Origin of the sequence: Haemophilus sp. HMSC71H05 (genome assembly GCF_001838635.1) — a bacterium.
Classification (GTDB): Bacteria; Pseudomonadota; Gammaproteobacteria; order Enterobacterales; family Pasteurellaceae; genus Haemophilus_D; species Haemophilus_D parainfluenzae_R.
Genome location: NZ_KV838026.1, coordinates 300173 through 313780, shown reverse-complemented (window position 1 = coordinate 313780; position 13608 = coordinate 300173). Strand labels below are relative to the sequence as shown.

Here is a 13608-nt window from a genome sequence, read left to right as displayed (position 1 = left end):
TTTATATAACCTCAGGTTGAGTGTAGATAGATTGGTTGGTCGAGAGTTGTTTCAACATCACATGTAATGGTGAAACGTTTAATCCTTTAGCAACAAAGCCGAAAAATTCCTTCGGTTTTTGTTGGAAAACAGCTTGTGCTGATTTTTCATCATCAAATTCAGCAAAAACACAAGCCCCGGTTCCGGTTAATCTGGCTGGTGCATATTGTAGCAACCATAGTAGGGCTTTTTCAACTTCAGGATATTGAGTTCGCACGACTTTTTCGCAATCGTTTGCAAACGGTTGATTCAAAAGTTCGGCAAGGGATCTTTTTTCTGTATTGCGAGGCAAATCGGGATCGCTAAAAATCACCGCAGTAGAAATCGCAGTTTCAGGTTTTAGTACCAGATAATATTTTTCTTGTGGTTCACAGTATTGGATTTTTTCACCTACGCCTTCTGCAAAAGCGGCTTGACCATGAACAAAGATGGGGACATCTGCACCAAGTTTTAGCCCAAGCTCAGAAAGTTCATCAATAGATAAATGGGTTTGCCATAAATAATTTAAAGCAAGGAGAGTCGTCGCCGCATTGGATGAACCGCCACCAATACCACCGCCCATCGGCAGAATTTTATCTAAATGAATTGTTGCACCGAGCGTACATCCTGTTTTTTCTTGTAGTAGTATCGCTGCACGATAGATTAAATTTTGTTCTAGAGGTAATCCAGGAATTTCTGGTGTGATGTGGATTTGTTTATCTTGGCGAATATCGATAGTGAGCCAATCGCCGAAATCAAGAAATTGGAAAAGCGTTTGTAATTCGTGGTAGCCGTTTGGCAGTTTACCGTTTATATAGAGAAATAAATTGAGTTTTGCGGGGCTTGGAAAGCGGTTAGGCTTTCCAAGAGAAGTTGAAAGTGCGGTCGAAAAGTGATGTGTTTTCATTAGAACGCCCATTCATCCACACGAATTTTTAGGGTTTGCGATGTACTTTTGTTCTTTAACAGAATATTTTCAGGCATCGAATTATCTGCATGATAACTTAAGTAATCGGCTGTCCACATAGAGCCATCAAGTGGGTAGCTAAATTCGGATAAAAGATGATTCGTTCCAACTTGGTAATCTGCATTATCAGCTGGCTGACCTTTTAGCCAATAAGATAGATGCTCTAATGGCACATCCATTCCGATGATTTCACGTAACAATAATTTGGCGTTTTTATCAGATTGTTGGTTGCCTTTATTATCTGAAATTGTCATACCGTTTGGATGCATTTCCATAGTTAGTGTCGTTTTGCTAATCAGAGAATAGAGTTTTAGCTTATAGGCTTTTGGGTTTTGATATTGCCATTCAAAGCGGCTCGAAAAACGCTCTTGTGGACTGATGTAACCAATTTGTCCTTTGGTGCTATAAGATTGAATTTGTTTGATTTTTTTGAGGTGTTGTTGCCACGTAATATCGTTTTTATCGATATGTTGAACATCTGTTGGGCGCTCTGCATCAAGAGTACAAGCGGATAAGATTACACTTGCAAATACAGGTGCTAGAAGAGATTTTAATAATTTCATAACAAAATATTTACTAAAAAATTGCATATATTGTAAGGGTTAGTTTACTTTTAGTAAAGATGGATTAAGCATTTAAGCGTGTTTTCTCAGCTTTTACCGCCGCAATTCTTCGACGCGTTAATTCATCTCGAATGCCTTGTTTTTCAAACCCATCTGCAATGACTTGCTGTACATCAACAGAAAGGGCAGCTTGATAGAGCGCTTTGAGATAATCAATTTGCGGATATTCTTTATTTTCAAAGCCCGTTCGTCCGCGAGTATCAGATAAACATACTAATAGAAATTCTTCGAAGCGCTGAGGTTTACGCCAAACATCAAACGTATTAAAGAGTTTCACCACTGTTTCAGGGCGAAGCTCTAAGGCTTTATGCACATGCGTGTGATATTCACAAGTTAATTCGGCTAATTCTTGAAGATAATTAGACACTCTAAGGCGTTTACATAATGAACGAGTTGGTTTAATCCCCGCTTTTTCATGACCATGATGACTTGGCCACATTTCTTTTGGTGTAAGGGCTTTTCCAAGATCATGACAAATCGCTGCAAAACGAACCGCACTTTTATTCAAATTGGTATTTTCTGTGAGTTTAACCGCTTGTTGCAATACGAGCATGGTATGAATAAAACTGTCAATTTCAGGATGGTATTTGGCTGGATTCGGTACACCGTCTAAGGTGGCAATCTCAGGGAAAAGTACTTTGAGTGCGCCGACTTGATGTAGCGTTTCAAAATAAATTTCAGGATGAGGTTCGTTTAATGCTTTTTCTGTTTCTATCCAAACTCGCTCAGCCGTTAGGTGGGCGAGTTCACCTTGTTCAGTAAGTTCAGCCATTAATTTAAGGGTTTCTTCGGCAATAGAAAAACCTAAATGATGAAAGCGAGCCGCAAAGCGTGCAACACGTAATACACGCAGTGGATCTTCAGCAAAAGCAGGTGAAATATGACGTAAAATACGTTGATGAATATCCTCTACACCATGATAAGGATCGTGCAGCTTGCCATCTTTGTCTTGGGCAATAGCATTGATAGTAAGATCTCGGCGAATTAAATCTTGTTCAAGCGTAATCTCATCTGAAAAATCACAAATAAATCCGGTGTAACCTTTACCTGATTTTCGTTCTGTACGAGCAAGTGCATATTCTTCATGGTTTTCAGGATTGAGAAAAACGGGGAAGTCTTTGCCAACTTGTTGGTAACCTTGAGCTAACAACATTTCTGGTGTCGCGCCCACGACAACCCAGTCACGATCTTTAATCGGCAAACCTAAAAGTTGATCACGTACTGCACCACCGACAAGATAAATTTCCATTTTGCTCTCCCGTCAAAATATAAAGAAAAGGTAGGCAAATGCCTACCTCAATGATGAATCATTACCAGCTATCACGGCGTTTACGTCTAGGTAAAATGTGAGGTAATACAAGACCGATTAACAAACCTACGCCTAACACAGAACCGCCATAAATAAACCATTGAATTGCAATTTCGCGTTTATTAGCATCAAGCATCGCTTCTAAATCACGATTTTTATTTTTCGTCATTTCTAATTCACGTTTAAGTTGTGAATTTTGTTCAAGCAATTCACTGCTTTGTTGTTCCGCTTGTTTACTACGGCGTTGAATTTCGTTTGTACGTTGTTGCCAATCTGAATCGACGCGATTCAGTTTTAACGTTAATTCTTGTACCTGTGCTTTTAATTTTGGATTTTCTTCGCGGCTACTTGGTGTAGAGCTCAGTTCAGAGGTTAAAATCCAAGCTTCGCGATTTTTATTATCACGAATTAGGGTGTATTTTCCTTGTTGTTCCAAGACTGTTACCGCTTCGCCTGATTGGATAGCACCTGCGATCTTAAATTGATCACCTGCACCACGGCGTAAATATGTATTCAGATTTTCTGTTACATATTGCGTTTCAGCCTGTACTGTTCCAATGGTTGAGCCCAATAGGACACAAGAAAATAAAAGTTTACTCACTTTTGACATAATACTTCCTAGATTCATGAAGAAAGTGCGGCTGGAAAATGAAACATAACCGCACTTTTAATAATTATACTAGTGGAAAATCGCGCGAAGGATGTAGAAAATCACAATCGCAAAGAATGCACCAGCAGGTAACGTTACAACCCATGAACTAATGATGTTACGGATAACCGTTAGGTTAAGTGCTGCAATACCACGTGCGAAACCGATACCTAAGATTGCGCCCACTAAAGTTTGCGTAGTGGAGATAGGTAAACCCGTACCCGATGCCACAACAACAGTCATCGCGGTTGCAAATTGTGCAGCAAAACCACGGCTAGGGGTTAAATCGGTAATACCTGATCCTACGGTTGCCATCACTTTTTGTCCCATTGCGATAAGACCAACGGCGATACCTAATGCACCTAAAGGTAAAATCCACCAAGCTAAATCACCACCACTCAGGATTTTCCCGCCATTTTGCACGATTGATACTACAGAAGAAAGCGGACCAATTGCGTTAGCTACGTCATTAGACCCATGTGCGAATGCCATTGCACAAGCGGTTAGAAGCATTAAGATACTAAAAATCTTTTCAACCGATCCGAATGATCCTTTTCTTGCTTTTGCAGTAAATGCTTTGCTGCGGAAGTAAAAATGGCAGAAGATCATACCAACAACACTGATAAGCAATGAAATAACGAGCGTTTCATTGTTGGAAAGATTTAAACCAACGTGTTTTAAACCTTTTGCCATAGTCACGATACAAAGTACGAATACGGTAATCGCCATGTAGTAAGGCCCATATTTTTGCGCGTTTTTCAGCGGTTCTTCGGTATCGAAAATGAGTTTCTGGATACTTGCAAAGATGATATAAGCTAAAAGTCCTGCGATCACGGGGGTGATAAACCAGCTTCCCACAATCCCACCGATGGTAGACCAGTCAACAGAACTTGGACCAATTGTAATACAAGCAAAACCAATTAAAGCTCCGATGATGGTGTGAGTACCTGAAACGGGCCAACCCATTTTTGTGGCGATAAACAACCAAGCACCCGATGCAAAGAGAGCAGAAAGCATCCCTAATGCCAATACATCTGGCATCTCGACAAATTGAGTGGGGTCGATCACACCACTTTTGATGGTTTCTGTTACTTCACCGCCGGCTAAATAAGCCCCAGCAGATTCAAAAATGAGGGCAATAATAATTGCTTGTTTGGCTGTAATGGTACCCGAACCAACTGAGGTGCCCATTGAGTTTGATACGTCGTTGGCACCAATACCAAATGCCATAAAAAAACCGAATACCGCGGTAATTAAGACTAACCACGAACCGTATGCATTAATAATTTCCATAGTGATTTCCTATGTTGTAGTTAATGTCGTCAAAATTAGGAACGGGCTAGCATTAATTCAATGCGAGATCCAACACGTTGAGCTTGATCGGCTAATACACCTACCCATTCGATGATTTTATATAAGAACATCACATCAATAGGGTTATAACGACTTTCAATCGTGTAGAGCATTTTGCGCAATTTAATTTGCATTTGATCCGTATCATCTTCAATGCTGTCTAGCTCTTGAATCATATGGTTCACTAACTTTAATTCACGGCCTTTAAAACCGGTTTCAAGTAGTTTATCCATTTCTTCAATCACTAAATGAGCTTGATGAATAGAATCTAAGCTACGTTTCACATAGTGCAAAAATTCTTCCTGCATTTCTTCTGGAATGCCGAATTGGCGACCAATCATACGACCAGCAATGTCTTTAGCATAGTTAGCTAATTTGTCTTGTTGGGTGACTAATTCGAGTAAATCGGTACGATCAATGGGTAAAAATAAACCGCGAGGCAATTTCAAACGGATTTCGCGTTTTAAACTATCTGCTTCACGTTCACATTGAGAAATGTCTAGACGTGTTTTTTCTGCATCATCCCATTGTTTTACAAAGGTATGTTGGAAGAATGGAATTAATAAATCACAACATTCAGTCACTTTGTCAGAATGTTTCTGCAGTGGTTTTAAAGGAGAATGGGCAAATAATCCGAGAATATTATTCATTGCCATAGGTGTTTTACTCCATAACAAGGGTTAAAATTTCCGTTGCATATTACCTGATTTTATAAGGAAATACACGAAAAAGATCTTGATTTGTACAAAATTATCTGTATATTTAAACAGTTAAAATTAATAAGGAAAAATAAAATGAGTAATGAAGTTGAATTAAAGCTTGCAGTTACCTCTGATGCTTTCGATACCTTAAAAACACATCTCAATCAATTCAAAATCTTAGAACAAAATACTGTCTTCCTAGGAAATACTTATTTCGATTATCCCGATTATTTTTTGGCTAAACAAAAAATGGGTTTGCGTATTCGTCAGGAAAATAATGATTTCACCCTCACTTTAAAAACAGACGGAAAAGTCGTTGGCGGATTGCATAGCCGTCCGGAGTACAACTTATCTATACCAGATAATTCAGTACCTACATCGGCACAATTAATGTCATTGTATCCATTTGAAAATTTGCCTTCCGCTACATTACAACCGATTTTCTCAACAGATTTTAACCGCACTTTTTGGTTGATTGCGTTTGGTGCATCAAAAATTGAAGTGGCTTTTGATCAAGGGAAAATTTTATCAGGGGAAAAAACACAGCCTATTTGTGAAATAGAATTTGAATTAAAAGAAGGGCTTGTTTCAGATCTTTTCCATTTTGTCTCACTTTTACCTTTTGAACAGGATGTTTATTTTAGTTCAGCAAGCAAAGCAAAACGCGGCTATCAATTAGGTAGCAAACCACTTTTAATTGATTGGCTAAACAAATGGCGTGATTTCTTAAAAGAGGAACGTGAGGGAAGTGCGGTAGATTCTCGCCAGAAATTGAGTGCGGTCATGAAAATGGAACAACAATTAATTGAAGAAACCCTTTCATTCCCAACAGATGTGTTTGCTTTCGATTTTATGAAAACCGTTGAACGTGTGGGCGCATTTTTCAATCTTTATCATTATTATGATGACAATAAAGCCTTGTTTGAAAAACTGGAAGAAAGTCAATCAGCTGAGTTATTAGCAAGTAATCAATTTTTCCTAAATGAAATTAAAGGTTTGATTACCTTTCATAGTGAGACAAAAGATAATATTCAAACTATCGAAAAGTTAAAAGCATTACTAAAGAGTCGTGCGTATTTTGAAAGAATGCTTGGTTTAATGATGTTGATGGCGTAAAACGGGTTCTCTAAAGGATAGTAAAAATGGCAAAAGCTCCTAAAACCGCTTATGTATGTAATGATTGTGGCGCTGAATTTTCGCGCTGGCAAGGGCAATGTTCTGCCTGTAAAGCGTGGAATACGATTAGTGAAGTGCGGGTAATTTCAGCCTCGAATTCCACAAAAAATGATCGTTTTAGTGGGTATGCAGGAGAAACTCGCGCAAAAATCCAAACGCTTTCTGAAATTAGCTTACAAGAAACACCGCGTTTCACCAGTGGATTTAAAGAATTAGATCGCGTGCTAGGTGGCGGGATCGTGCCAGGGAGTGCTATTTTAATTGGTGGGCATCCTGGTGCGGGTAAAAGTACCTTGTTACTTCAAGTAATGTGTGGATTAGCGAAAAATATGACCGCACTTTATGTGACAGGGGAAGAGTCACTTCAACAAGTCGCCATGCGAGCTAATCGATTGAATCTGCCGACAGATAAATTAAATATGTTATCTGAAACATCGGTTGAGCAAATTTGTAATCTGGCGGATCAGCTGAAACCTCAAATTATTGTAGTAGACTCGATCCAGGTTATGCATCTTTCGGATATTCAATCTTCTCCAGGAAGTGTGGCACAAGTGCGTGAATGTGCCTCTTTCCTGACTCGTTATGCGAAAACTCGACAGGTCGCTATCATTATGGTTGGACACGTCACGAAAGATGGCACCCTTGCCGGTCCGAAAGTATTGGAGCATGCCATTGACTGTTCGTTATTACTAGAAGGGGAGGCTGATTCCCGTTTCCGTACGTTACGTAGCCACAAAAACCGTTTTGGTGCGGTGAATGAGCTGGGTGTATTTGGTATGACAGAGCAAGGTTTGCGTGAGGTGAAAAATCCATCAGCAATTTTCTTAAGTCGAGGCGATGAACAAACACCGGGTAGCTCGGTAATGGTACTTTGGGAAGGTACTCGTCCGCTTTTAGTAGAAATTCAAGCATTGGTGGATCATTCCATGCTCGCTAACCCGCGTCGTGTGGCGGTGGGGTTAGAGCAAAATCGTTTGGCCTTATTGCTTGCGGTATTGCATCGTCATGGTGGATTGCAAATGTCGGATCAAGATGTTTTTGTGAATGTCGTTGGTGGAGTAAAAGTTGGGGAAACAGGGGCAGATCTTGCGTTATTACTTGCATTAATTTCCAGTTTCCGTAATCGACCATTACCACAAGATTTAGTTGTCTTTGGTGAAGTAGGGTTAGCGGGTGAAATTCGCCCGGTGACCAGTGGTCAAGAACGTATTAGTGAAGCGGCAAAGCATGGCTTTAAACGCGCGATTGTGCCTTTTGCCAACAAGCCGAAAAGTGCGGTCGAAAATATGGAAGTTTTTACGGTGAAAAAACTCTCTGATGCACTTGCCATTTTGGATAATTTCTAAAAAAACGTTGTCCTATTGTGTCTGATTACTGAAAGTTTTTGATAAATTAGATAGAATATGCGCCGTACATAAGGAAAGGTTATGGAAAAGAAATTAAATAAAGCGTTGGATAGCATTGATATCAAAATCTTAAATGAATTACAACGCAACGGTAAAATCTCTAATATCGATTTATCAAAGAAAGTGGGGTTATCGCCAACGCCTTGTTTAGAAAGGGTAAAACGCCTAGAAAAACAAGGTGTGATTATGGGCTATCGCGCACTACTAAATCCTGAATTACTGGATGCCCCTTTATTGGTGATCGTTGAAATCACGCTTGTGCGTGGTAAACCGGATGTTTTCGAAGAGTTTAATGCTGCGATTCAAGCACTTGATGAAATTCTCGAATGTCATTTGGTATCAGGTGATTTCGATTATTTACTCAAAACACGTGTAGCAGATATGGCGGCATATCGAAAATTATTAGGTACCACATTATTGCGTTTACCCGGTGTGAATGACACCCGAACTTATGTCGTCATGGAAGAAGTGAAACAAACTAATTATCTCGTACTAAAATAAAAATGATTAAACGAATTACAAAACGATTTACACCGAAACAATATTTAGCAGAATTATTACTCGGATTGACCGCACTTTTAGGTTTATATTTAATTGTGGCATGGTCAAGCTATACACCATTAGACAATTCTTGGTCTACAGCAAGTTTTCAAACTGAAACCATTAATAAAGCCGGTGCTTTTGGTGCTTGGTTAATTGATGCGTTTTTTGTTTTTCTCGGCTATGTAGGCCACCTCATTCCGTTTGTCATTTTTATTGTACCGATTTATTTACTGAAAACCAAAGCGGTTCATTCTCTCTCAGCCACCCGCATTGCATTACGTTCCTTTGGCTTTATTGCCCTCATCGTTGGCTTAACCATGATGGCCACATTGTTGCTTTCAAATACGAACTACTATTTAGCAGGTGGCGTATTTGGTGGTAGCTTAGTAGTGAACTTATATCCTACGCTTGGTAAGTTTGGCTGTATTTTAGTCGGCTTTATCTGTGCGGTAGTGGGCTTTATTTTCTGTTCTGGTGCATCATTAATTCGTTTAATTGTGAAATTCTATCATTGGCTAACCATGAAAAATCAGCCGGCAGAAGAGGAGCATGCAGAGCATACTTCTGTAGATGATCTTGAACAAATTGTGATTGAGGCTCCTCAACAACTCGCTTTTTCTGATTCTCAATTAGACACAGAACCAGCAGAAGATAAAAAAGAGGACGAGTCTGGAAATGCCTTTGTTAAGCCTGAGCAGCTAATTAATATCAGTGGGTTATCCTCACCGAGTGCTTCAGAGCCTGCAGATGTTGAAAAATTAGAAGATAAGTTTAAAGGTTTTACGGTTGAATCTGACAATTTACCGAATGTGTCTATCTCTGCCAATTCTTCCGTTGAATTACCGACAAAAGAAGATTTTTCAGCCACATGGAAAAATCTGCAAGTGAATCATCAAAGTGTGGATGAGTCAGATGACATTTTTGAAGAAAATGTGATGCCAAAAGTGTCACTTAAAACACCTGAAAATACAACCGCACTTTATCCAACGTATGATGAACCTTTAGAATCAGAAAATGATGGTTTAGAAGATGAATTAGCACGTCAGTTTGCCGCACAGGAGCAAGCGCGTTTGCAAGAAATGGAAGTGCGAGCAAAAGCTGCAAATGCTGAAGATGCATTAAAAGTGATCTTAAATGAACCGGCAGTTTCAGCACCTAAAGAACGTGAAATTCATATTGAGAATGCAACTGAAACAACCTATAAGCCGTATTCTGATACGCTTATTCATCCAGCATTCCAACAACCAACGAATAAACGTGAAAAACCAACGACACCATTACCAAGTTTAGATTTACTTGAGCATCGTCCTACACAGGCCCAAGATATTACGCGTGAAGAAATTTTAGACACATCCGCACGTATAGAACAACAATTAAAGAATTTTAATGTCAAAGCAACGGTACAAGATGTGTTAGTAGGGCCAGTGGTGACTCGCTATGAACTTGAATTACAGCCGGGTGTAAAAGCATCAAAAGTCACCAGTATTGATACCGATTTAGCACGTGCTTTAATGTTCCGCGCAATTCGTGTAGCAGAAGTGATTCCTGGCAAACCTTATATTGGTATTGAAACACCGAATGCTCACCGCCAAATGGTGCCATTGCGTGATGTGCTCGATAGTAATGAATTCCGTTCCTCAACATCATTGCTTTCAATGGCTTTGGGTAAAGATATTAGCGGAAAACCTGTAGTGGTTGATTTGGCTAAAATGCCTCACTTACTTGTGGCGGGTTCGACTGGCTCAGGTAAGTCTGTTGGGGTGAACACCATGATTTTAAGTTTGCTTTTCCGCGTAACACCGGATCAAGTGAAATTTATTATGATTGACCCGAAAGTGGTTGAGCTTTCTATTTATAACGATATCCCTCACTTGCTTACTCCAGTAGTGACGGATATGAAAAAAGCGGCAAATGCACTGCGTTGGTGCGTAGAAGAAATGGAGCGTCGCTATCAATTATTGTCAGCTCTACGTGTGCGTAACATTGAAGGGTATAACGAAAAAATTGAAGAATATGAAAAACTCAATATGCCAATTCCAAACCCAATTTGGAAGCCTGGTGATACAATGGATAAGATGCCGCCTCCATTAGAAAAATTGAGTTATATTGTCGTGATCGTTGACGAGTTTGCGGACTTAATGATGGTTGCGGGTAAACAAATTGAAGAGTTAATCGCACGCTTAGCACAAAAAGCTCGTGCGATTGGTATTCACTTAATTTTAGCCACACAACGCCCTTCAGTAGATGTGATTACTGGGTTGATTAAGGCTAACATTCCAAGCCGTATCGCCTTTACTGTAGCAAGTAAAATTGACTCTAGAACGATTCTGGATCAGGGCGGTGCAGAAGCCTTATTGGGCCGTGGTGACATGTTATATTCAGGTCAAGGTTCTTCTGATCTCGTTCGTGTACACGGTGCCTTCATGAGTGATGACGAAGTGGCACGTGTGGCAGATGATTGGCGTGCACGTGGTAAACCAAATTATATTGATGGCATTTTAGATGGCGCGGATGATGAAGACTCAGGTGAAAAATCAACTGCAAGTAGTGGCGATCTTGATGCATTATTTGATGACGTCGTTGAGTTTGTCTTAAGTACAGGCAATACATCGACTTCTTATGTTCAACGTAAATTTAGTGTTGGGTTTAACCGAGCGGCTCGAATTATGGATCAGCTTGAAGAACAAGGCATTTTAGGCCCAATGAAAAATGGAAAACGAGAAATTTTAGCTCGACGTTCCGAATATTAATTCTCTTAAGTTTCACTTTACAAAAAGGAAAGTAGAATGAAAAAAACATTATTAAAAATGACCGCACTTACTGCACTGTTGAGTGCGAGTAGTTTTGCTTTTGCGGATGCGGCAGATGAGCTACAAAATCGCTTAAATCAAGTGACGGTATTAAGTGCTGATTTCTCTCAAACTGTGACATCTGTTGGCGGTAAAAACGTTCAACAAGGAAGTGGAAAACTTCAAATTAAACGCCCAAATCTTTTCCGTATGGATACCAAATCACCGCAAGAAACACAAATTATTGCAGATGGTAAAACCCTTTGGTATTACGATCCATTCGTACAACAAGTTACCGCTCAATGGGTAAAGGATGCTGTCAATAATACACCTTTCGTACTTTTAACCAGTAACGATAAAAGCCACTGGAATCAATATTCAGTCACACAGAATGCGGATACCTTTGTATTAAAACCAAAGGCGAAAAATAGCAATATTAAACAATTTGATATTCGTGTCGATGCAAATGGTGTGTTAAAAAATTTCAGCACCACAGAAAAAGATGGTCAAACCAATCTTTATGTATTGCGCAACATTACAAACCAAACCTTAGCTGATAGCTTATTCCAATTTAGCGTACCGAAAGGTGTTGAATTGGATGACCAACGTAAAGGTAAAAAATAATCCATAAGGTGTGAATGATAATCTTCACACCTTTTGCTTATTAAGGAAAGAATATGTCTAATCTTAATTTTGATTTTTCTGAAAATGACTTTCGCCCTTTAGCTGCCCGTATGCGACCAACTAATTTGGAGCAATATTATGGGCAGACGCATTTAATTGGGGAAGGAAAGCCGCTTCGTAAAGCAATTCAAGCTGGGCATGTTCATTCTATGATTCTGTGGGGACCGCCGGGTACAGGTAAAACAACATTGGCGGAAATTATTGCTCATCGTATCAATGCAGAAGTTGAACGAATTTCCGCGGTAACAAGCGGCGTGAAAGAAATTCGAGAATCAATTGAGCGAGCTAAACAAAATCGACTTGCAGATCGCCAAACGATTTTATTTGTGGATGAAGTGCATCGCTTTAACAAAAGCCAGCAAGATGCGTTTTTGCCACATATTGAAGATGGTACGATTATTTTTATTGGTGCGACAACGGAAAATCCTTCCTTTGAATTAAATAATGCATTGCTTTCTCGTGCGAGAGTTTATCTCCTTAAGTCATTGACAGTTGCTGAAATCGAACAAGTTCTACAACAGGCGATTTCTGATCCTGAGCGAGGATTAGGTAAAGAGCGGTTAGTTTTAGAAGAGAATTTACTACAAGTATTAGCCGAATATGTGAATGGTGATGCTCGCCTGGCTTTAAACTGCCTTGAATTGATGGTGGACATGGCTTCTGAAACAGAAAACGGCAAAAAATTAGACCGCACTTTGTTGAAAGAAGTATTAGGTGAGAGACAAGCGCGTTTTGATAAACAAGGTGATCGCTTCTATGATTTGATTTCTGCTTTACATAAATCCATTCGTGGCTCAGCAGCCGATGCGGCACTTTATTGGTATGCACGAATTATTACCGCAGGTGGCGATCCTCTTTATGTTGCAAGACGTTTATTAGCGATTGCCTCAGAAGATGTAGGCAATGCTGATCCTCGCGCAATGCAAGTGGCTCTCGCAGCTTGGGACTGTTTCACGAGAGTGGGGGCTTATGAAGGAGAGCGAGCCATTGCGCAAGCTATTATTTATTTGGCGGTGGCTCCAAAGAGTAATGCGGTTTACAACGCATTTAATGCAGCCAAACAACATGCAAAAGATTTCCCTGATTTTGATGTGCCACCTCATTTACGTAATGCGCCAACGGCTTTAATGAAAGAATTAGGCTATGGAGCTGAATATCGCTATGCACATGATGAGCCAAATGCTTATGCCGCAGGAGAAAATTACTTTCCACCGGAACTGAAAGATACCCAGTATTATTTTCCAACTAATCGAGGAATGGAAATTCAAATTAAAGAAAAACTTGAACGTTTACAAGAGCAAGATAAAAACGCATCAAAAAAACGCTATAAATAGTTTCTTCTAAAATGGTAAATATAAAAAAGTGCGGTCAAATTTGACCGCACTTTTGT

Annotated in this window: 12 protein-coding genes; 6 read left to right on the top strand and 6 right to left on the bottom strand. The window is 39.7% G+C overall.

The genetic code is table 11. The features are described from left to right. Position 1 precedes the first annotated feature (1 nt). From ispE to HMPREF3279_RS02805, 6 genes are all read right to left on the bottom strand, one after another. Positions 2-925: a 4-(cytidine 5'-diphospho)-2-C-methyl-D-erythritol kinase gene (ispE, locus tag HMPREF3279_RS02830; RefSeq protein ID WP_083327151.1), complete on the bottom strand. Its 924-nt coding sequence runs from the start codon at positions 923-925 to the stop codon at positions 2-4. After that, the gene (gene lolB / locus HMPREF3279_RS02825; RefSeq protein ID WP_005698818.1) at positions 925-1548 is read right to left on the bottom strand and encodes a lipoprotein insertase outer membrane protein LolB; all 624 of its coding nucleotides are present in this window, start codon (positions 1546-1548) and stop codon (positions 925-927) included. The genes ispE and lolB overlap by 1 nt, the downstream gene beginning before the upstream one ends. A gap of 64 nt (positions 1549-1612) precedes the next feature. Then, positions 1613-2857 (bottom strand): multifunctional CCA addition/repair protein, encoded by a 1245-nt coding sequence (locus tag HMPREF3279_RS02820; RefSeq protein WP_070868004.1) that lies wholly within the window; start codon positions 2855-2857, stop codon positions 1613-1615. 61 nt (positions 2858-2918) lie between these two features. Next, positions 2919-3527: a TIGR04211 family SH3 domain-containing protein gene (locus HMPREF3279_RS02815; protein ID WP_070775489.1), complete on the bottom strand. Its 609-nt coding sequence runs from the start codon at positions 3525-3527 to the stop codon at positions 2919-2921. A 69-nt stretch (positions 3528-3596) separates the two neighbouring features. Further along, positions 3597-4859, bottom strand: coding sequence for an inorganic phosphate transporter (locus HMPREF3279_RS02810; RefSeq protein WP_049368970.1), 1263 nt, complete (start codon positions 4857-4859; stop codon positions 3597-3599). Between the two features lie 35 nt (positions 4860-4894). Beyond that, positions 4895-5575, bottom strand: a complete 681-nt coding sequence (locus tag HMPREF3279_RS02805; protein ID WP_049365956.1) for a TIGR00153 family protein — start codon at positions 5573-5575, stop codon at positions 4895-4897. A 138-nt stretch (positions 5576-5713) separates the two neighbouring features. Here HMPREF3279_RS02805 and HMPREF3279_RS02800 point away from each other — a divergent pair, with 138 nt between their 5' ends. The 6 genes from HMPREF3279_RS02800 (at position 5714) to HMPREF3279_RS02775 (ending at position 13552) form a co-directional block, all read left to right on the top strand. Then, entirely contained in the window at positions 5714-6736 is a 1023-nt protein-coding gene (locus HMPREF3279_RS02800; RefSeq protein ID WP_070868003.1) for a CYTH domain-containing protein, read from the top strand. Between the two features lie 26 nt (positions 6737-6762). Then, positions 6763-8142, top strand: coding sequence for a DNA repair protein RadA (gene radA / locus HMPREF3279_RS02795; RefSeq protein WP_070868002.1), 1380 nt, complete (start codon positions 6763-6765; stop codon positions 8140-8142). An 81-nt stretch (positions 8143-8223) separates the two neighbouring features. Further along, on the top strand, positions 8224-8703 hold the full coding sequence (gene lrp / locus HMPREF3279_RS02790) for a leucine-responsive transcriptional regulator Lrp (protein WP_005695827.1): 480 nt from the start codon (positions 8224-8226) through the stop codon (positions 8701-8703). A gap of 2 nt (positions 8704-8705) precedes the next feature. Further along, positions 8706-11495, top strand: coding sequence for a DNA translocase FtsK (locus HMPREF3279_RS02785; protein WP_070868001.1), 2790 nt, complete (start codon positions 8706-8708; stop codon positions 11493-11495). 36 nt (positions 11496-11531) lie between these two features. Continuing rightward, entirely contained in the window at positions 11532-12158 is a 627-nt protein-coding gene (lolA, locus tag HMPREF3279_RS02780; RefSeq protein WP_049384978.1) for an outer membrane lipoprotein periplasmic chaperone LolA, read from the top strand. Positions 12159-12211: 53 nt separating this feature from the next. Continuing rightward, positions 12212-13552: a replication-associated recombination protein A gene (locus HMPREF3279_RS02775; RefSeq protein ID WP_070868000.1), complete on the top strand. Its 1341-nt coding sequence runs from the start codon at positions 12212-12214 to the stop codon at positions 13550-13552. The last annotated feature ends 56 nt before the right edge of the window (positions 13553-13608 follow it).

What these genes read in the sequence shown, in the direction of transcription:
- HMPREF3279_RS02775 (WP_070868000.1), top strand. Translation starts at nt 12,212, where the DNA reads ATGTCTAATCTTAATTTTGATTTTTCTGAAAATGACTTTCGCCCTTTA.
- HMPREF3279_RS02800 (WP_070868003.1), top strand. Translation starts at nt 5,714, where the DNA reads ATGAGTAATGAAGTTGAATTAAAGCTTGCAGTTACCTCTGATGCTTTC.
- HMPREF3279_RS02805 (WP_049365956.1), bottom strand. Translation starts at nt 5,575, where the DNA reads ATGGCAATGAATAATATTCTCGGATTATTTGCCCATTCTCCTTTAAAA.
- lolB (WP_005698818.1), bottom strand. Translation starts at nt 1,548, where the DNA reads ATGAAATTATTAAAATCTCTTCTAGCACCTGTATTTGCAAGTGTAATC.
- HMPREF3279_RS02820 (WP_070868004.1), bottom strand. Translation starts at nt 2,857, where the DNA reads ATGGAAATTTATCTTGTCGGTGGTGCAGTACGTGATCAACTTTTAGGT.
- HMPREF3279_RS02785 (WP_070868001.1), top strand. Translation starts at nt 8,706, where the DNA reads ATGATTAAACGAATTACAAAACGATTTACACCGAAACAATATTTAGCA.
- HMPREF3279_RS02810 (WP_049368970.1), bottom strand. Translation starts at nt 4,859, where the DNA reads ATGGAAATTATTAATGCATACGGTTCGTGGTTAGTCTTAATTACCGCG.
- lrp (WP_005695827.1), top strand. Translation starts at nt 8,224, where the DNA reads ATGGAAAAGAAATTAAATAAAGCGTTGGATAGCATTGATATCAAAATC.
- HMPREF3279_RS02815 (WP_070775489.1), bottom strand. Translation starts at nt 3,527, where the DNA reads ATGTCAAAAGTGAGTAAACTTTTATTTTCTTGTGTCCTATTGGGCTCA.
- radA (WP_070868002.1), top strand. Translation starts at nt 6,763, where the DNA reads ATGGCAAAAGCTCCTAAAACCGCTTATGTATGTAATGATTGTGGCGCT.
- lolA (WP_049384978.1), top strand. Translation starts at nt 11,532, where the DNA reads ATGAAAAAAACATTATTAAAAATGACCGCACTTACTGCACTGTTGAGT.
- ispE (WP_083327151.1), bottom strand. Translation starts at nt 925, where the DNA reads ATGAAAACACATCACTTTTCGACCGCACTTTCAACTTCTCTTGGAAAG.